This is a genomic window from Mycobacterium lehmannii (genome assembly GCF_002245535.1).
GTDB classification, from domain to species: domain Bacteria; phylum Actinomycetota; class Actinomycetes; order Mycobacteriales; family Mycobacteriaceae; genus Mycobacterium; species Mycobacterium lehmannii.
Genome location: NZ_NKCN01000002.1, coordinates 29,796 through 47,037, shown reverse-complemented (window position 1 = coordinate 47,037; position 17,242 = coordinate 29,796). Strand labels below are relative to the sequence as shown.

Here is a 17,242-nt window from a genome sequence, read left to right as displayed (position 1 = left end):
GATTCCCGGGGCGGAACACGGGTGCTTACTTGTTGACGACGGCCAGCACGTCGCGTGCCGAGAGGATCAGGTACTCCTCGCCGTTGTACTTGATCTCGGTGCCGCCGTACTTGCTGTAGATGACGGTGTCGCCCTCGGAGACGTCCAGCGGGATGCGCTTCTCGCCGTCCTCGTCCCAGCGGCCGGGGCCAACTGCGACGACGGTGCCTTCCTGCGGCTTTTCCTTGGCGGTGTCGGGAATGACCAGACCGGATGCGGTCGTGGTCTCGGCCTCGTTGGCCTGAACGAGGATCTTGTCCTCGAGTGGCTTGATGTTCACGCTCGCCACGATGGAGCCCTCCACTAGTTCGGGTGTCGATCCGGGTATCCGGATCTCTCAGTTACCAGGTGTTCGGCATGCGTCCGTGCCCACGCACCGTCGTCGCGGGTGCCGGCGCAGGGATTGGTCGCGTGCCACCTAGCACTCTATACACGAGAGTGCTAGCACTCAAGGCCGGGTATCGACAAGATCAGGCCACTTGTGCCTGCACGACGGGCAGACCCGGATCGCTGGCCGCGTCCAGCTGGGACGGCCGGGCCCCGGCAGCGATCAGGTGCGCCGCGAACGAGGCGATCATCGCGCCGTTATCGGTGCACAGGCGTGGTCGCGGAATGCGCAGCGTCAGCCCGTTGGCGGCGCATCGCTCCTCGGCCAGCTCGCGCAGCCGCGAGTTCGCCGCCACGCCGCCGGCGATGAGCAGTGTGTCGACCCCCAGGGTCGTGCATGCCCGCACCGCCTTGAGCGTCAGCACGTCGGCGACCGCCTCCTGGAAGCCGGCCGCGACATCCGCCGTCGACGCTTCCGGGTGACTCTCGACGTAGCGGGCAACTGCGGTCTTGAGCCCCGAGAAGCTGAACGCGTACGGATCGTCGCGCGGGCCGGTCATGCCCCTCGGGAACACGATCGCGGCCCGGTCGCCCTCGCGGGCCAGTTCGTCGAGCACTTTGCCGCCGGGATAGCCCAGGCCCAGCAGGCGCGCCACCTTGTCGTAGGCCTCCCCCGCCGCGTCGTCAACGGTGCTGCCGAGTTCGACGATCGGCTCGCCGAGTGATCGCACGTGCAGCAGGTTGGTGTGCCCGCCCGAGACCAGCAGGCCGATGCTCTCCGGCAGCGGGCCGTGGTCGTAGACGTCGGCGGCCAGATGCCCGCCCAGGTGGTTGACGGCGTAGAACGGGACCTGCCAGGCCACCGAATATGCCTTGGCCGCAGCCACTCCCACCAGCAGGGCACCCGCCAGGCCCGGCCCGATCGTCGCGGCGACGACGTCGGGTCTGGTCACGTCGGCCGCCTGCAGCGCGCGGCGCATCGTCGGTCCCAGCGCCTCCAGGTGTGCCCGGGATGCGATCTCAGGAACGACGCCGCCGAACCGGGCGTGTTCGTCGACGCTGGACGCGACCTCGTCGGCCAGCAGCCGCACCGAACCGTCGGCGCCCAATTCGGCGATGCCGACGCCGGTTTCGTCGCAGGAGCTCTCGATGGCCAGGATGATCGTCATGTCGCGTCTCGCCGCATCGTATAGGCGTCGGCGCCGCTGGCCCGGTAATAGCGTTTGCGCAGCCCCACATTGGTGAAGCCGAAACTCTCGTACATCTTGATCGCCGCTTCGTTGTCGGTGCGAACCTCGAGAAACACGCACCCGCCCGAGGCGTGGTCGAGCAACTCGGCCAGCATGCGCCTGCCGATCCCCTGGCCCCGGTAGGCGGGGTCTACGCCGATGGTATGGATCTCGTACTCGTAGGGCTTCTTTCGGCCGAGGCGGGCGATACCGGCGTATCCGACGAGCTTGTCCTGATCGCGTGCGGCGACGTAGCGGATGTGCTTGGCGGCGAGTTCGGAAAGGAAGGCCCGCTCGGGCCACGGATCGTCGCCGTCGAACAGCTGGGCCTCCAGCTCGGCGCATCTGGCCGCATCCGACGGCTTCAACGGCCCGTACTCGATGCTCATCGCTTGGCCACCGACGGTTTGGCGTCGGGCCGGCGTAAATACAGCGGGACGAGCGGCGCCGGTTCGGCGTTCCAGTCCGCCACTACGCGCACCAACCCCGACGCGGTCGGATACACCGGAGCCTGACGCGGCAGGTCGAACAGCGCCGCGTGCTCGGGTGACCCGGCAACCGCCGTGGCGCCTGGTGGCACGTCCGCGGCTGCGCAGACGGCGGGTCCGTCGGTACGCGCCCCGTCGCGGTATCGCGCCCAGTAGACCTCTCGACGGCGCGCGTCCGTCACCACAAGCACGTCGCCGACGGTGTCCACACCGATCGCATCCAGGCTGCAGACGCCGTGGACCGGGATGCCAAGCGCGTGCCCGTAGGCGGCGGCGGTCGCCATCCCGACGCGCAGGCCGGTGAACGGTCCCGGGCCGCACCCGACGACCACCGCGTCCAATTCGTCGACACCGAGCCCCGCGTCGGCCAGCGCGGCCACTGCATTCGGGGTGAGCTGCTCGGCGTGCGCCCGAGCGTCTACCGTCACCCGCTCGGCGAGCACCTGCACTCCGTCGAGACGGACCACGCCCGCCGTCACCGCGGGTGTCGCGGTGTCGATGGCCAGTACGTTCACGCCTTGCTCCACTCCCACACCGCGGTGCGGACCTCGGTGTCGCGGGCACGCTCGAGCCGCACGTCGAGGTGGCTGTCGGAGAGCCGTTCGGCCAGCCCCTCACCCCATTCGACGACCACGACGGCGTCGTCGAGATCGGTGTCCAGGTCCAGCGAGTCGAGTTCGGCGAGCAGGTCGACCGACGGGTGGTCGAGGAGGCGATACATGTCGACGTGGATCATGGCCGGCGCACCCGATCGGCGCGCCCGGTGTACGCGTGCCAGCACGAAGGTCGGCGAGATCACCGGACCCTCCACCTCCATCGCCTGAGCAATACCCTTGGCCAGCACCGTCTTTCCCGCGCCGAGCGGTCCGGAGAGGACGACGACGTCGCCCGCGTGCAGTTGTCTACCGAGTTCGGCGCCGAGCGCGACGGTGTCCTCTGCGGTCGACAGTTCGGCCGTGCCCGAGCTGCGTTCACCCATTATGGCGGACCTTCTCGCGCACCCGCCTCGTCAACGCGACGAGCTTGGACGGTGTCGCGCGTTCGACGAGTCGGACCAGTGCCTCGTTGATCGCCTCGGGTTGTTCGAGTTGGACGAGATGTCCAGCGCCGCCGACGATCACCACTTGCGCCTTCGGCAGAACCGCGGCCATGGCCTGCGAGTACTCCATCGGCGTCAGCAGGTCGCGGTCACCACACGCGATCAGGGTCGGCACCTTGGCCAGCGTGGTCAGGCCGTCGATCTCGTTGTGCACCTCGAGCGCGTGCAGGAATTCGACGAGCGTCGCGATCGGGGTGTCGTGCATCATCCGTTCCGAGAACGCCACGACGCTCGGGCTGATCTTCTCGTCGCCGTAGGACGCGGCGCGCAGGATCGGCGCGATCACCGACTTCGCGGCGCCGCGGGTTCGGTGCACCATCTTGGGCGCGTACCGGACCGCGAATCGGGCCGCCTCCAGTGCCGGGTTCTTCAGGATCTCACCGAGCGGCGAGCGCGAAACCCCTTCGGCGGCAGACGCGATGATCGCGGCGCCGACGATCCGCTTCGGATAGTGGTGCGGGTACTGTCGCGCATGCGACAGTACGGTCATTCCGCCCATCGAGTGTCCGACCAGCACCACAGGGCCCCGCGGGACCACGACCGCCAGCACGGCCTCGAGATCCTGTCCGAGCTGGGTCACCGTATAGGTCTCCGGCGGCGCCTCGTCGGACTGACCGTGTCCGCGCTGGTCGTAGAACACCATCCGGACTTGAGGTCCCCACTGCTCAGTCAGCCGGACGCGCTGAAAGTAGAAGGCACCCATGCGCAGACAGAATCCGTGCGCGAACACCACGGTCAGCGGCGCGTCTTGCGGGCCGACCTCGCGGACCGCCAGCGACACGCCGTCGGGTGTGGTGACGACGGAGCTGCGGTCGGCGTCGAGGAGTTCGAAATCCTCGTCCTTGTAGTGGTCCACGGTGTCGAGTCGACGCCGCAGCGAGCGCGCGGCCGACATCCCCGCCGCGCTGCCGACCGCGGTCAGGCCGGCTGCACCCGCGAGCCAGCGCCCGTTCGCGTTGCGGCCGCGGCGTGAAATCGGAATCCCGTTGTCCATCAAGGTGTCTTGTCCGTCGATCCGGTGTAGGTCCGCACGAACCGGCCACGCGGGCTCGTCACGACCTCGTAGTTGATGGTTCCGAGCAGGTCGGCCCACTCCTGGGCCGTCGGTTCACCGTGGATGCCAGGCCCGAACAGGATCGCGTCGTCACCTTCTGCCGCCCTGCCTTCCGGTCCGAGGTCCACGACGAACTGGTCCATGCAAATCCGGCCGACGTTGCGGCACCGCCTGCCGTTGATCATCACGTCGATGCGGTTGCTCAGCGGGCGGAACACCCCGTCGGCGTACCCGACGGGCAACAGCGCCACGGTGGTGTCGCGGTCGGCGACCCAGGTGTGCCCATAGGATACGCCGTCGCCCGCGCGCAGCGAGCGGACCAGTGTCACAGGGCATTTCAGGGTCATCGCCGGACGCAGGCCCATGTTGCCGCGCTCGGGTATCGGGGTCTGGCCGTACACCGCGATACCGACGCGCACCAGGTCCATGCCCAGGTCTGGCCGTGTCATCGCGGCCGGGCTGTTGCTCAGGTGGGTGATCTCGAACTGCACACCCTGTTCGGCCGCGTAGGTCCGCATCTCGGTGAGCCGCTGCGCCTGTATGCCGTTGAGCGGATCGTCGGGCCGGTCACCGTGCACGAGGTGCGACATCAGCCCCCGTACGCTGACCGCTCCGGCGGCCTGCGCCCGCTCGACCGCCGCGATCATCGCCGGATAGTCGTCGCGACCGACGCCGTTGCGGCTCAGCCCGGTGTCGACCTTGACGGTCACCGAGGCACTGCGCCCGGTCTGTGCGACGGCGTCGAGCAGGTCGTCGAGTTGGCGCACCGACGACACCGCGATCTGCACGTCGGCGGCCAGCGCGGGCGCGAAGTCGGTGCCCGGCGGATGCAGCCAGGCCAGCACCGGAGCGGTGATGCCGTCCCCGCGCAGCGCCAACGCCTCGGCGACGGTCGCCACCCCGAGTTCGGTGGCGCCCGCGGCGAGCGCGACCCGGCTCACCTGGGTGGCGCCGTGTCCGTATCCGTCGGCCTTGACGACGACCATCACCTGCGCGGTGCCCGCGAGGTCGCGCAGCAGTCGCACATTGTGGGCGATCGCGTCGAGGTCGACCACCGCCTGGGGGGCCGCGGTCGCGGTCGGCGTCGTCAGCTCGGTCGTGTGCATCGTCGTTTCACCACGGCCGATTGTCCCAGACGACGGGCGGAGGCCCGACGGTCAGTGGGCGAACGGCTGGAACTGGTTGAAGTGGCCGCGCGGTTTGAGCTCGTCGAGGTGGGAGAGCACGGTGACCATGTCGTCGTGCAGCGCTCGGGCCAGGTCCGCCGAGAACCCCTCCCGCACCACGATGCGCAGCATCGTGACATCGGTGGCGCCCTCCGGCATCGTGTAGGCCGGTACCTGCCAGCCGAACGCGCGCAGGCCCTGGGAGATGTCGAACTCCGTGTAACCGAAGTCGCCGGCGAGCTTGAAACTCACCACCGGGATCGCCGATCCGTCCGCGACGACCTCGAAGTGTTCGCTTTCGCGCAGTTGGTCACCAAGCCACCGCGCGGTCTGCGAAAGCGACTGCATCACTTGTGAGTAGCCCCCACGGCCGAGCCGCAGGAAGTTGTAGTACTGCCCGACGACTTGGTTGCCGGGCCGGGAGAAGTTCAGCGTGAACGTCGGCATGTCGCCGCCGAGATAGTTCACGTGGAAAACGAGGCCCTCGGGCAGGTACTCCGCACTGCGCCACACCACGAAGCCGATCCCGGGATAGGTCAGGCCGTACTTGTGGCCGCTGACGTTGATCGACACCACACGCGGAAGCCGGAAGTCCCATTCCAGGTCCGGATGCAGGAACGGCACCACGAAGCCGCCGCTTGCCGCATCGACGTGAACGGGGATGTCCAGGCCGCCGTCCGTGGCGAGTTTGTCGAGCGCGGCGCAGATCTCACCGATGGGTTCCAACTCCCCGGTGTAGGTGGTGCCGAGGATCGCCACCACACCGATGGTGTCCTCGTCGATGTTGTCGAGCACCTGTTCGGGTGTGATGACGTAGCGGTCCTCGGCCATCGGCAGGTATCGCGCCTCGACGTCGAAGTAGCGGCAGAACTTCTCCCAGACCACCTGAACATTCGCGCCCATCACCAGGTTCGGTGTGCGACCTTTCCACTTGTCGCCGACGCGGTCGCGCCACCGCCACTTCATCGCGAGTCCGGCCAGCATCACCGCCTCGCTGGAACCGATGGTCGAGACACCGATCGCGCTCGACGGGTCGTCGTCGCGCAGGTCTTCGGCGTGGAACAGATCGGCCACCATGCATACGCACCGCTGCTCGATCGCGGCGGTCGCCGGGTACTCGTCTTTGTCGATCATGTTCTTGTCGAACGTCTCGGCCATCAGCCGTTCGGCCTGCGGGTCCATCCACGTCGTGACGAACGTGGCCAGGTTCAGCCGGGAACTGCCGTCGAGCATCAGTTCGTCGTGGATGAACCGGTACGCGGCATCGGGATCCATCGCATCGTCGGGCAACCGCAGCGACGGCACCGGCGCCATCGCCAGCCGTCCGGTGTAGGCGGGGGCAACCTGCGGTGCGTGACTGCGGCTGGGCGACATGAGGTTTCCTCTCGTAACAGGCTGGCTTACAGACTGGCTAAGGCGGTTCGGACGTGCGCTAGGATGCGCGACGCCGACGTCGGGGCGGGATGCGGTCCTGGGTCGGAGGCGGCCAGGTTCGCGGCGCGGGCGTGGACGAACGCACCAGCGGCGGCCGCCTCGCCGGCGGGTAAACCCGCGGCAAGCAAAGCGCCGATGACGCCGGTCAGCACATCACCGGAACCCGCTGTGGCGGCCCACGATTGACCCGCCGGGTTCAGGTAGACCGGGCCGCCGGGTTCGGCGATGACCGTCACGTTGCCCTTCAGCAGCACGGTGACGCCGAGCCGGTCGGCCAGCCTGCGGGTGGCACCGACGCGATCGTCGCCGGGCGGCGAACCGGCAAGGCGCGCGAACTCGCCCGCGTGCGGCGTCAACACCGTCGCCGCCTCGCGACCGTCGACGAGATCGGGATGGGCGGCCAGGATGGTCAGCCCGTCGGCGTCGACGACCACCGGCAGCCCGCTGTCCAACGCGAACCACAGGGCGGCCGCGCCGGTGTCATCGGTCCCCAGTCCGGGCCCCACGGCCCACGCCTGCACCCGCCCCGACGCGCTGGCGTTCGGCGCGGCGATCACCTCCGGCCACTGCGAGAGAACCTGCTGCCCGGCGGATCCGGCGTACCGGACCATGCCCGAGGTCGCCGCGACGGCCGCACCCGTGCACAACACCGCAGCGCCGGGGTAGGTGGCCGAGCCGGCCAGGATGCCCGTGACCCCCTGGGTGTATTTGTCGTCGGTCGGGCCGGGCACCGGCCAGCGAGCGGCTACATCGGCGGCATCGAACGACACCATGTCGGACGCCGGCAACTGCAGCCCGATGTCGACCAACTCGACATGACCGCATTCCCCCAGTGCGTGAACGGGTTTGAGACCGCCGAACGTGACGGTCAACGCGGCCCGCACATGGGGCCCCTCGGTGACCCCGGTCTGCACATCCATGCCGCTGGGGATGTCGACGGCCACCACCGGAACGCCCGCTTCGTGGACGGCGGCGAACACCTCGGCGGCGTTCGGCCGCAGCGGCCCGGACCCGGAGATCCCCACCACGCCGTCGATCACCAGAGCGGTGCCCGCCGGAATCGATTCGACGACACGCCCACCGGCGGCGATGAACGCTGCCAGCGCCTTGCGGTGGGTGCGGTCCGGATTGAGCAAGATGGCGGCGGAACCGGCGCCGCGCCGGCAGAGGAATGTCGCCGCCCACAGCGCGTCGCCGCCGTTGTCGCCCGAACCGACCACGGCGCAGATACGTCTCCCGGAGACTCCGCCGGTGCGTAACACCAGTTCGCGCGCGATCGCGACGGCAAGACCGTTGGCGGCGCGGCGCATCAGGGCACCGTCGGGCAGGGACGCCAATAGCGGCGCTTCAGCCTCGCGAATCTGGTCCGCGGTGTAGTAGTGCCGCATCGCTGCTCACGTTAGTGGCAAACAGTGCCGAGAGGCTCAGTTTCGCCCGTCTGCATCGGCCCAGAAATCGACTGCCCGTTCGGTGATCTCGACCGCGTACTCGCCGTTGATCGCATGCGAGGCACCGGGCCACACTTCGACCTGGCCCCGCGGAAGCAGGCGCCGCGCCCGCTGCGCCGCCCGGTCGGCATCGTGCATCACGCTGCGCCCCCCGATCAGGGCCAGCACTGGTATGTCCAGTGAGCCCAGCTGTTCGTCGGTGATCATCTTCGGCATCGCCTTGCGCACGGTGTAATCGGTTGAGCCGGAGGAGATCAGTGCCGCTTCGGTTGCCGCCTCGTCGATGTCGGCGCCGCCGGAGATCCAGCGGAGCACGCGCCTGCGCAAATTCTCGGGCACACCGGGTAGGAACAACGCGGGCGAGGCCAGTACAGCCTTGACTGCGACCGGGGCAAAGGTGAACACGGCATCGAGCAGCACCAGCGAGGCGGCTCGGCCGGGGCGGCGGGCGGCGTAGTTGGCCGCCGTCCAGCCACCGATCGACACTCCCATCAGATGCACTCGGTCCAGCCCGGCGCCCGCGAACGCCTCGTCGAGCCAGTGCGCCTCGTCGTCGGGTCCGGTGATCGGTTTTTCCTGCACGGAGAGCCCCGCCTCCCCGAGCAGGTCGATCCCGATCACCGGCCGATGCCGTTGCAGCAGGGGGATGTTGCCCCGCCACATCGGGACCGAAGCGTTGCGACCGGGGAGCAGTACGACGGGCGTCAGATCGGGCGGCCCGGCGAACCGGTACACCCGCACGGACCCGAATGACGTTGCAACGTCGTGTGATTCGGCGACCTCGGGCAGCTCTGCCATCGCGGTCCGGTAGACCTCGAGGAAGTGGCGGCGAGCCCGATCGCCCTTGAAGTTCCCGACCCGGCCCGCCACTACTCGACGGTGACGGACTTGGCCAGGTTACGGGGCTTGTCGACGTCATAGCCGCGCGCCTGCGCCACCCCCGCGGCGAACACCTGCAGCGGGATCGTCGACAGCAGCGGCTGCAGAAGCGTTGACACCGCCGGGATCTCGATCAGGTGATCGGCGAAGGGGCGGACCGTGTCGTCGCCCTCTTCGGCGATCACGATGGTGATGGCGCCGCGCGCCTGGATCTCGCGGATGTTCGACAGCAGCTTGGCGTGCAACATCGGCGCGTTCTTCAGTGAAGGCATCACGACGATGACCGGGAGGTCGTCCTCGATCAGCGCGATCGGACCGTGTTTGAGCTCACCCGCCGCGAAGCCTTCGGCGTGCATGTACGCCAGCTCCTTGAGCTTGAGCGCACCTTCGAGCGCGACCGGGTAACCGACGTGCCTGCCGAGAAACAGCACCGTCTGCGACTGGGCGAAGCGGTGGGCCAACGCCCTGACCGGTTCGACGATCTCCAGCACCCGCGCGACCAGCTCGGGCATGGCCTCCAGCTCGCGGTACTCGCGCTCCACCTCGTCGGGGTACTTCGTGCCGCGCGCCTGCGCGAGCGCAAGCCCGACAAGGTAATTGGCCGCGATCTGGGCGAGGAACGTCTTTGTCGACGCCACCCCGATCTCGGGTCCGGCACGGGTGTAGAGCACCGCATCGCATTCGCGCGGGATCTGGCTGCCGTTGGTGTTACAGATCGCCAGCACCTTGGCCTTCTGCTCCTTGGCGTGCCGCACCGCCTCCAGGGTGTCGGCGGTCTCGCCGGACTGCGAGATCGCCACCACCAAGGTATGGCTGTCCAGAACCGGGTCGCGGTAACGGAATTCGCTGGCGAGCTCGGCCTCGACGGGCAGCCTCGTCCAGTGCTCGATCGCGTACTTGGCCAGCAACCCGGAGTGGTAAGCGGTGCCGCATGCCACCACGAAGACCTTGTCGACCTCACGCAGTTCCTGATCGGACAACCGCTGCTCGTCCAGGACGATGCGGTTGTCGACGAAGTGGCCCAACAGCGTGTCGGAAACCGCAGCCGGCTGCTCGGCGATCTCTTTGAGCATGAAGTACTCGTAGCCGCCCTTTTCGGCAGCCGACATGTCCCAGTCGATATGGAACGACCGCGCGTTCGCACCGTCGTCCACACCGTGGAAGTCGGTGATGCGATATCCGTCAGCGGTCACGACCACTGCCTGATCCTGGCCAAGCTCCACCGCGTCGCGGGTGTGCTCGATGAACGCGGCGACGTCCGAACCGACGAACATCTCGCCGTCACCGACGCCGACCACCAGGGGCGTGGAGCGGCGCGCCGCCACGATCGTGCCCGGATCGTCGGCGTTGGCGAACACCAGCGTGAAGTGCCCTTCGAGGCGCCGCAGCACCGCGAGCACGGACGCGGGGAAATCTCCGGCGGTGGGGCCGTGGTGGAACTGCCAGGAGACCAAGTGCACCGCGACCTCGGTGTCGGTGTCGCTGGCGAACTCCACCCCGGTCTTCTCGAGTTCGGCCCGCAAGGCGGCGTAGTTCTCGATGATCCCGTTGTGGACGACGACGATCTTGCCCGCGGCGTCGCGGTGCGGGTGGGCGTTGCGGTCTGTGGGTCTGCCGTGGGTGGCCCACCGGGTATGCCCCAGGCCGGTGTTGCCCCCGAGGCTGGACGCGTCGGCGTCGGCCAGCGCGGCTTCCAGGTTGGCCAGTCGCCCGGCCCGGCGGCGGACCGTGAGCCCGCCGCGTCCGTCCAGCAGAGCCACACCCGACGAGTCGTAGCCTCGGTACTCCATCCGGCGCAGCGCGTCGACGACGATGTCGCAGGCAGGACGCTGCCCGACATAGCCGACGATTCCACACATAGCCATTCAGGGTAGTGCAAGAGCAGCTCACAACCCCGTCGGCTACGGTCGTCTGGTGGCCAGTACGAAGAAGCTCTTCAAGGCCCTGACCCGCCGCGGTCCGCACCGCGTTCTGCGAGGTGACCTGGCCTTCGCCGGGCTTCCCGGTGTCGTGTTCACCCCCGATTCCGGTTTCAGCCTGCCCGGCGTGGCGTTCGGCCACGATTGGCTCGCCACAGCCGACCGCTATTCCGGCACGCTGGAGCATCTGGCGTCCTGGGGCATCGTCGCGGCGGCGCCGGCGACCGAGACGGGTTTGGCGCCGTCGGCGCTGAACTTCGCCTATGACCTGGGCACGACGCTCGACATCATCACCGGGGTCCGGCTGGGAGCGGGAGAGATCAGCGTGCATCCCAACAAGCTCGGCGTGGTCGGGCACGGGTTCGGCGGGTCCGCAGCCGTGTTCACCGCGGCGGGGATGCCGGTCAAGCCGAAAGCCGTCGTTGCGATTTTCCCCACAGTCACCTCGCCACCCGCCGAGGAGCCCGCGGCGGCGCTGGAGGTACCCGGCCTGGTGCTCAGTGGTCCGGGTGACCCGATGACGCTGCGCTCCAATGCGGTCGAGCTGGCCCGGACGTGGAACAAAGCCACGCTGCGCACGGTCAACGGGGCCAAGCCGGGCGGGCTGATCGAGGGCCGTCGGCTGGCCCGCGCCGTCGGCCTGCCAGGAGCCGACCGCAGCACCCAGAAGGTGGTGCGGGCGCTGATCACCGGCTACCTGCTGCACACCCTGACCGGCGACAAGACCTACCGCGACTTCGCCGATCCCGACATCGCCCTGCCGAAGGCCCCGAACGTCGACCCGTTCGCCGAAGACCCGGTGGACCTGGAGAACAAGGTCGTCGCGCTGCTGAAGCCCTGAGGGTGACCAACCAACCGGTTGGGTGTATAACTCGATGATGCGCACCGGGATCTTCCTCAACTACACCGACGGGTTTCTCCAGGCCGTCGATCAGGTCGTCGAGCTCGAGAAGGTCGGCGTCGATCTCGCCTTGGTGGCCGAGGCGTACTCCTACGACGCGATCAGCCAGCTCGGTTTCCTGGCGGCCAGGACGACGCGCATGGAACTCGGGACAGGCGTGGTGCCGATCTACATCCGCACGCCGACGTTGTTGGGGATGACGGCCGCGGGTCTCGACTATGTCTCCGGCGGCCGTTTCCGGCTCGGCATCGGTACGTCCGGCCCACAGGTGATGGAGGGCTTCCATGGCGTGCCGTTCGACGCGCCGCTGGGACGCACGCGAGAAGTGGTGGAGATCTGCAGGCAGGTATGGCGCCGCGAACGCGTGCAGTTCGACGGAAAGCACTATCAGATTCCGCTGCCCAGCGAGGGACCCGGAGCACGGGGCACGGGGCTGGGCAAGCCGTTGCAGTTGATCAATCACCCTGTGCGCGAACGTATTCCGATCACGATCGCCGCGCTGGGGCCGAAGAACGTCGAACTCACCGCGGAGATCGCCGAGGGGTGGCAGCCGGTGTTCTTCTACCCTGAGCAGGCCGACGCCGTGTGGGGTGAGGCGCTGCGCGCCGGGTTCGCCAAACGTGACCCCTCGTTGGGCCCACTCGACGTCATGGTCAGCGCTCCCCTGGCCATCGGCGAGGACGTCGATGACCGGCTGTCCTGGGTGAAGCCGCAGTTGGCGTTGTACCTCGGCGGTATGGGCGCGCGCGGCCGCAACTTCTACCACAACCTGGCCACCCGCTACGGGTACGGCGAGGTCGCCAACACCATCCAGGACCTCTACCTTGCGGGCAAGAAGACCGAGGCGATCGCGGCGGTGCCGGACGAACTGGTGCGCAGCGTGTCACTGGTCGGACCTCGTGGGTACGTCAAGGAGCGACTGGCCGCATTCGCCGAAGCCGGTGCGACGACGCTTCTGCTGCAGCCGCTTTCCGTCGACGGCAGTGAAATCGTCGGATTCGTCGAGGAACTGCACGGCTTGCTGCCTTAGCCGATTACGCCGATCGCCGCTGCCCCTGTACAGTGGGCACAGCGGCATCTTCTGTTCTGCCTTTTGCCGCATCGCCGAAGGCGATAATCGACCCCGTTCGATCGTCACACCGAGCGCCGCGGATCATCCGCGCCGGGCAGGACGACCACACTGAACTTTCGGAGTTTCCACTTGTCTGTGCAAATCCCCAGTGGCACAACCGTGCCCACTTTCGCCGACCTCGGCCTGCCGAAGGCCGTCGTCGACACTCTCGCCGCCGACGGCGTCGAGTCACCCTTCCCGATCCAGGCGGCGACGCTGCCCGACTCACTGGCCGGTCGCGATGTCCTCGGCCGCGGCCGCACCGGATCCGGGAAGACCTACGCCTTCCTGCTGCCTGTGGTGACCAGACTCACTGCGAGCCCGGCCAAACGCGTGCCCGGCCGCCCGCGTGCCCTCATCCTCGCGCCGACGCGCGAGCTGGCTGCCCAGATCAGCGCGTCGCTGGCACCGTTGGCGGCGGCCACCAACATGCGCTCGGTGACGATCATCGGTGGTGTGGGTCCCAACCCGCAGATCCAGGCGCTGCGTCAAGGCGTCGACATTGTCATCGCCTGCCCGGGCAGGCTCGAAGATCACGTCAAATCGCGCCATGCCGACCTGTCGGGCGTCGAGATCACCGTGCTGGACGAGGCCGACCACATGGCCGACCTCGGCTTCCTTCCCCCGGTGAAACGCCTGCTGGACAAGACTCCTCGCAACGGGCAGCGCATGCTGTTCTCGGCCACCCTCGACGGCGGCGTCGATGTGCTGGTGAAGCGGTACCTGACCGATCCCGTTGTGCACAGTGTCGATTCGGAGCAATCGCCGGTGACCGCGATGGAACACCATGTGCTGCACGTCGACAAGGCCGCCCGCCTCGGTGTGTTGGCCGACCTGGCCGCATCGCCCGGCCGGACCATCGTGTTCGCGCGCACCAAGCACGGCGCGAAGAACCTTGCCCGACAGCTGAACTCGCGCGGTGTGTCGGCAGTGGAATTACACGGCAACCTGTCCCAGAACGCGCGCACCCGCAATCTCGCCGCATTCTCCGACGGCTCGGCAACCGTGATGGTCGCTACCGACATCGCCGCGCGCGGGATCCACGTCGACGACGTGAGCCTTGTCGTGCACGCCGACCCGCCCGTCGAACACAAGGCGTACCTGCACCGGTCGGGCCGCACGGCGCGCGCGGGGGCCGACGGCACCGTGGTGACGTTGATGCTCGACGAACAGGTGTCCGACGTGCGACAGCTGACCCGCAAGGCCGGCGTGAAGCCGACGATCACCCGCTTCAGCGGCTCGTCGCATCCGGTCCTGAGCGAAATCGCCCCGGGCGAGCGGACATTCGGTGATCCGATCGTGGCCAGCAGGCCCGAACCCACGCGGCCGCACCAGCCGTCGTCGGCCAGGGGCCACCAGCAACGGCGTCGGCGCCCGACGCGGTCGCGGCGTCCGGCACGCGCCTAGCGCGGCGAGTTCCTGGCCGCGATCTCGGCCAGTAACGAGACCACCACACCGAACGCGAAGTACAGCGGCACCAGCCACGGCGCGACGCCGAACAGACCGTCACAGGCGTCGTGATACGCGAACAGGCCCGCTTTGGCGATCACGATCTCGACCACGGGGCCGATGACCGCGGCCAGTAAGCCGCCGACGATCGACGGACCGTCGCCCAGCGCACACCAGGTGATGGTCGCGAGCGTGACGATCAGTGCGGTCGCGGGAACGACGGGCGCGGTGTGGATCAGTGCGGTCGTGACGTAGATGCCCAGCACCGCGGCCACACCAGCGAGACCTTGACGCGCCGTGACGTCGGCGCGCGGCGACGGTAGGCGCAGCCGAAGTTCGGCCAGTGACACCGTTGCCAGCGCGACGAGCACCGGGAACCAGATCGGGCTGCTGAACACGAACGGCACCGCATCGGTGAAGTACTCGGTGGTGCCGGTGACGACATGGCTGTGGTCGCCGACGAGCGACGCCCCCGCGCCCAGGATGAGGAAGAACAAAAGCTCCCGCGGCCGCAACTTCACCAGAGGGACGCTACAGCGCACTCGTCTGCAGCGCCGAAAGTTGCTCAGCCCAGCAAACTTTCAGTAGTAGCTGGACCGCCTCTCCGTTGCGGCAACGCCGGATTGTCATCAATTTGGTTACCCAACCGTGACCACAAATGTGGTGATCGTCATGCAGTCTTGGGTATCCGGGTTTCACTCCTGAAGGGGGTGCGGCAATGGGAACCATCACCTACCCACCGTCCATCACGTCCGAGCGCTGTGTGCGCACCTCCATGACGCCCAGGGGCGACGTGCGTCACGAGATCGACAGCGGGGCCGTCCATTTCTGGTGCGACCACTGCGGTACGAACCACCGGAGTCGATTGATCGCCGCCGAGTGCGTCCGGCTGCTGGTCAACGGCCCCGACCTCGGTTACGGTTCGTAACCGTCGCTCATTCGCCGACCTGCGGTAGTTCATCGGCGGCGATCTCGCACGGGGTGCCGGCGTCCGGTGGCTTCGGCGGCGCCACCAACGGCTCGGGCGTCACCGCCGGCGGTTCTTCAGTCACGGTCGGCGGTTCTGGAGGCACCGTCGCGGCCGGCTCCTCGGGAGGTGCGGTATCGGAATTCGGTGGCGGCTCGGGTTGACACATCGGCTCGGCGACCGCGGGTTCGGTGACTTCGCCGGGCACGGCCGCGGCGTCATCGCTGTCCTCGCCAGCCTCCCTCGCCTCTGACGCCTCGTCAGTCTCTGTCGTTTCACTGTTGTCGATTTCGCCGAGATCCTCTTCGGGCAGGCCCGCCGGCTCCCCGTCGTCGACGGCGGCATCGAGCGCACCGTCGCCCAGCAACCCGCCGAGCATGTCTCCCAATTGCTGACCGAAACTCGTTAGGCCGCCTCCGAAGTCGGGCATCCCTCCGCCGAGTGAGGGCATCGGCGAAGCGGTCGCCGGCTGCGGGACCGGAGGTTCGATCGGCAGCGGCGGCGCGGGTGGCGCCGGCGCAAGGGGTGGACTCGCCACGGATGCGCCCCATCCGGCCGGCACGACGGGAGCCGGTGGAGTCGGGTTTGCCGCAACGACCGCCCCTGGGGTTGCCGGGACGCTTCGCGTGGCGGTTTCGCCGACACCCGCCGCCGGGGTCTCGCCGACGCCCGCCGTCGACGGCGTCCACACCGGTCCGAGGTCACCGGGGATCTCGAACGTCGCGCCCGCCTCGGATGCGAGTTCCGCCGCCACGGCCTCGTAAGCCGCATTGATCGCGTCGGTGGCCGCCCGCATTGCCTCGAGCCACTCGCCGCCGATCACCGTGTCCACGAACGGCTTCACCTCCTGGTCGACCAACTCACTGGCGACCGCCCGATCGCCAACCCCCGTGGTGACGCTGTGCGCTGCCGCCAACCAGTCCGCGCGTCTGGCGCGCACGCCGTCGCCGATGGCCAGCACCTTCGACACTTTGTCGTCCACCGCCCGCCACAGCCGCTCACGCAGATCGGCCAGTGCGACTGCCGCGGTGCGGACGGCCGTCGCAGCGACCGTCGCCGCTTCGGCATGGCTGCGCAGGAACTCTCGCGAGGCGTTCGCGCCCAGACCCTGCCACGCGTCCGTCAGCGCGGCCAGCTGAGCTTCTTGGCGTGCGAGCACATCCTCGGCCGCCGTCGCGGCGGCTTGCAATGCGGCACAGTCGGTTTCGAGAGCATTCAGGTCCATACCGGTCTCGGCGGCATACCAATCGTGTAGTTGCCCGGGATGCGTCGTCAGGTCTGGATGTCGGTAGCCCAGGCTCTGGCATGCCAGGACGTACTGCGTGACATCGCCGACGCCGGGGGTGCCATCGGCCAATCGTGCCGCAGCATCGAAGGTTTCGCCCATGTCAGCCCAACCGGTCGGCAGCGCGCGCATCGGCTTCGGCGTACCGGTCGATGCAGGTACCAAGCGCGATGGCGATCTCGGCCGAGGCACGTGACCATCGCCGCAACTGATTCACCACGTCGTCGACCGCCGACCGCACCGCGTCGCCCCCCGCGGCATACGATCGGCCTGCGCCCGCGCCGTCGAACACCAGGCCACTCAGATGTGTTCGCATGGCGGCGTCGAGGGCGTCGGCCGCGCCCTGGTACTGCCGTGCGACGCTCAATAAGGTGGTGGTATCGACGCGAGCCGCGTCCGTTCCTCCCATGTATGGGTTGGACGCGCGGCGACCGCGACCGGTTCCAC

Annotated in this window: 18 protein-coding genes; 4 read left to right on the top strand and 14 right to left on the bottom strand. The window is 68.4% G+C overall.

The window, feature by feature from the left end; all coding sequences use genetic code 11:
• Positions 1-25 precede the first annotated feature (25 nt).
• From groES to glmS, 11 genes are all read right to left on the bottom strand, one after another.
• Positions 26-328 (bottom strand): co-chaperone GroES, encoded by a 303-nt coding sequence (gene groES / locus CEX87_RS02675; RefSeq protein ID WP_046754122.1) that lies wholly within the window; start codon positions 326-328, stop codon positions 26-28.
• Positions 329-509: 181 nt separating this feature from the next.
• Complete coding sequence (tsaD, locus tag CEX87_RS02670; protein ID WP_094285884.1) at positions 510-1,535, bottom strand: tRNA (adenosine(37)-N6)-threonylcarbamoyltransferase complex transferase subunit TsaD; 1,026 nt, start codon at positions 1,533-1,535, stop codon at positions 510-512.
• Positions 1,532-1,984 (bottom strand): ribosomal protein S18-alanine N-acetyltransferase, encoded by a 453-nt coding sequence (gene rimI / locus CEX87_RS02665; protein ID WP_066810495.1) that lies wholly within the window; start codon positions 1,982-1,984, stop codon positions 1,532-1,534. Before rimI ends, tsaD begins: the two co-directional genes overlap by 4 nt.
• Positions 1,981-2,616, bottom strand: a complete 636-nt coding sequence (tsaB, locus tag CEX87_RS02660) for a tRNA (adenosine(37)-N6)-threonylcarbamoyltransferase complex dimerization subunit type 1 TsaB (RefSeq protein WP_198957140.1) — start codon at positions 2,614-2,616, stop codon at positions 1,981-1,983. Before tsaB ends, rimI begins: the two co-directional genes overlap by 4 nt.
• Complete coding sequence (gene tsaE / locus CEX87_RS02655; RefSeq protein WP_064394294.1) at positions 2,595-3,062, bottom strand: tRNA (adenosine(37)-N6)-threonylcarbamoyltransferase complex ATPase subunit type 1 TsaE; 468 nt, start codon at positions 3,060-3,062, stop codon at positions 2,595-2,597. The genes tsaB and tsaE overlap by 22 nt, the downstream gene beginning before the upstream one ends.
• The gene (locus CEX87_RS02650; protein WP_064394295.1) at positions 3,055-4,176 is read right to left on the bottom strand and encodes an alpha/beta fold hydrolase; all 1,122 of its coding nucleotides are present in this window, start codon (positions 4,174-4,176) and stop codon (positions 3,055-3,057) included. The genes tsaE and CEX87_RS02650 overlap by 8 nt, the downstream gene beginning before the upstream one ends.
• On the bottom strand, positions 4,176-5,342 hold the full coding sequence (gene alr, locus CEX87_RS02645) for an alanine racemase (protein ID WP_094285880.1): 1,167 nt from the start codon (positions 5,340-5,342) through the stop codon (positions 4,176-4,178). Before alr ends, CEX87_RS02650 begins: the two co-directional genes overlap by 1 nt.
• 51 nt (positions 5,343-5,393) lie before the next feature.
• Positions 5,394-6,776, bottom strand: a complete 1,383-nt coding sequence (locus CEX87_RS02640; RefSeq protein ID WP_064394297.1) for a glutamate decarboxylase — start codon at positions 6,774-6,776, stop codon at positions 5,394-5,396.
• A gap of 26 nt (positions 6,777-6,802) precedes the next feature.
• Positions 6,803-8,224, bottom strand: a complete 1,422-nt coding sequence (locus tag CEX87_RS02635) for an NAD(P)H-hydrate dehydratase (RefSeq protein ID WP_094285878.1) — start codon at positions 8,222-8,224, stop codon at positions 6,803-6,805.
• 36 nt (positions 8,225-8,260) lie between these two features.
• Positions 8,261-9,154, bottom strand: coding sequence for an alpha/beta fold hydrolase (locus CEX87_RS02630; RefSeq protein WP_233151257.1), 894 nt, complete (start codon positions 9,152-9,154; stop codon positions 8,261-8,263).
• Complete coding sequence (gene glmS, locus CEX87_RS02625) at positions 9,154-11,022, bottom strand: glutamine--fructose-6-phosphate transaminase (isomerizing) (protein WP_094285876.1); 1,869 nt, start codon at positions 11,020-11,022, stop codon at positions 9,154-9,156. Before glmS ends, CEX87_RS02630 begins: the two co-directional genes overlap by 1 nt.
• 55 nt (positions 11,023-11,077) lie before the next feature.
• Between glmS and CEX87_RS02620 the strand changes: the two genes are divergently transcribed.
• The 3 genes from CEX87_RS02620 to CEX87_RS02610 all read left to right on the top strand — a co-directional run bounded on the left by CEX87_RS02620 (position 11,078) and on the right by CEX87_RS02610 (position 14,501).
• Positions 11,078-11,923 (top strand): dienelactone hydrolase family protein, encoded by an 846-nt coding sequence (locus CEX87_RS02620; protein WP_094285874.1) that lies wholly within the window; start codon positions 11,078-11,080, stop codon positions 11,921-11,923.
• Positions 11,924-11,960: 37 nt separating this feature from the next.
• The gene (locus CEX87_RS02615) at positions 11,961-13,013 is read left to right on the top strand and encodes an LLM class F420-dependent oxidoreductase (RefSeq protein WP_094285872.1); all 1,053 of its coding nucleotides are present in this window, start codon (positions 11,961-11,963) and stop codon (positions 13,011-13,013) included.
• A gap of 201 nt (positions 13,014-13,214) precedes the next feature.
• A complete protein-coding gene (locus CEX87_RS02610; protein WP_094285870.1) occupies positions 13,215-14,501 on the top strand; it encodes a DEAD/DEAH box helicase in 1,287 nt (428 codons plus the stop codon).
• Here the strand turns inward: CEX87_RS02610 and CEX87_RS02605 are convergent.
• On the bottom strand, positions 14,498-15,064 hold the full coding sequence (locus CEX87_RS02605; RefSeq protein ID WP_064394304.1) for a diacylglycerol-binding protein: 567 nt from the start codon (positions 15,062-15,064) through the stop codon (positions 14,498-14,500). The genes CEX87_RS02610 and CEX87_RS02605 overlap by 4 nt on opposite strands.
• 197 nt (positions 15,065-15,261) lie before the next feature.
• Here CEX87_RS02605 and CEX87_RS02600 point away from each other — a divergent pair, with 197 nt between their 5' ends.
• Positions 15,262-15,471: a hypothetical protein gene (locus CEX87_RS02600; protein WP_094285868.1), complete on the top strand. Its 210-nt coding sequence runs from the start codon at positions 15,262-15,264 to the stop codon at positions 15,469-15,471.
• A gap of 7 nt (positions 15,472-15,478) precedes the next feature.
• Here CEX87_RS02600 and CEX87_RS02595 read toward each other — a convergent pair whose 3' ends face one another.
• Together CEX87_RS02595 and CEX87_RS02590 are read right to left on the bottom strand one after the other, a co-directional pair.
• Positions 15,479-16,927 (bottom strand): hypothetical protein, encoded by a 1,449-nt coding sequence (locus CEX87_RS02595; RefSeq protein ID WP_233151255.1) that lies wholly within the window; start codon positions 16,925-16,927, stop codon positions 15,479-15,481.
• On the bottom strand, positions 16,899-17,162 hold the full coding sequence (locus CEX87_RS02590) for a type VII secretion target (protein WP_318258887.1): 264 nt from the start codon (positions 17,160-17,162) through the stop codon (positions 16,899-16,901). Before CEX87_RS02590 ends, CEX87_RS02595 begins: the two co-directional genes overlap by 29 nt.
• Between the last annotated feature and the right edge of the window lie 80 nt (positions 17,163-17,242).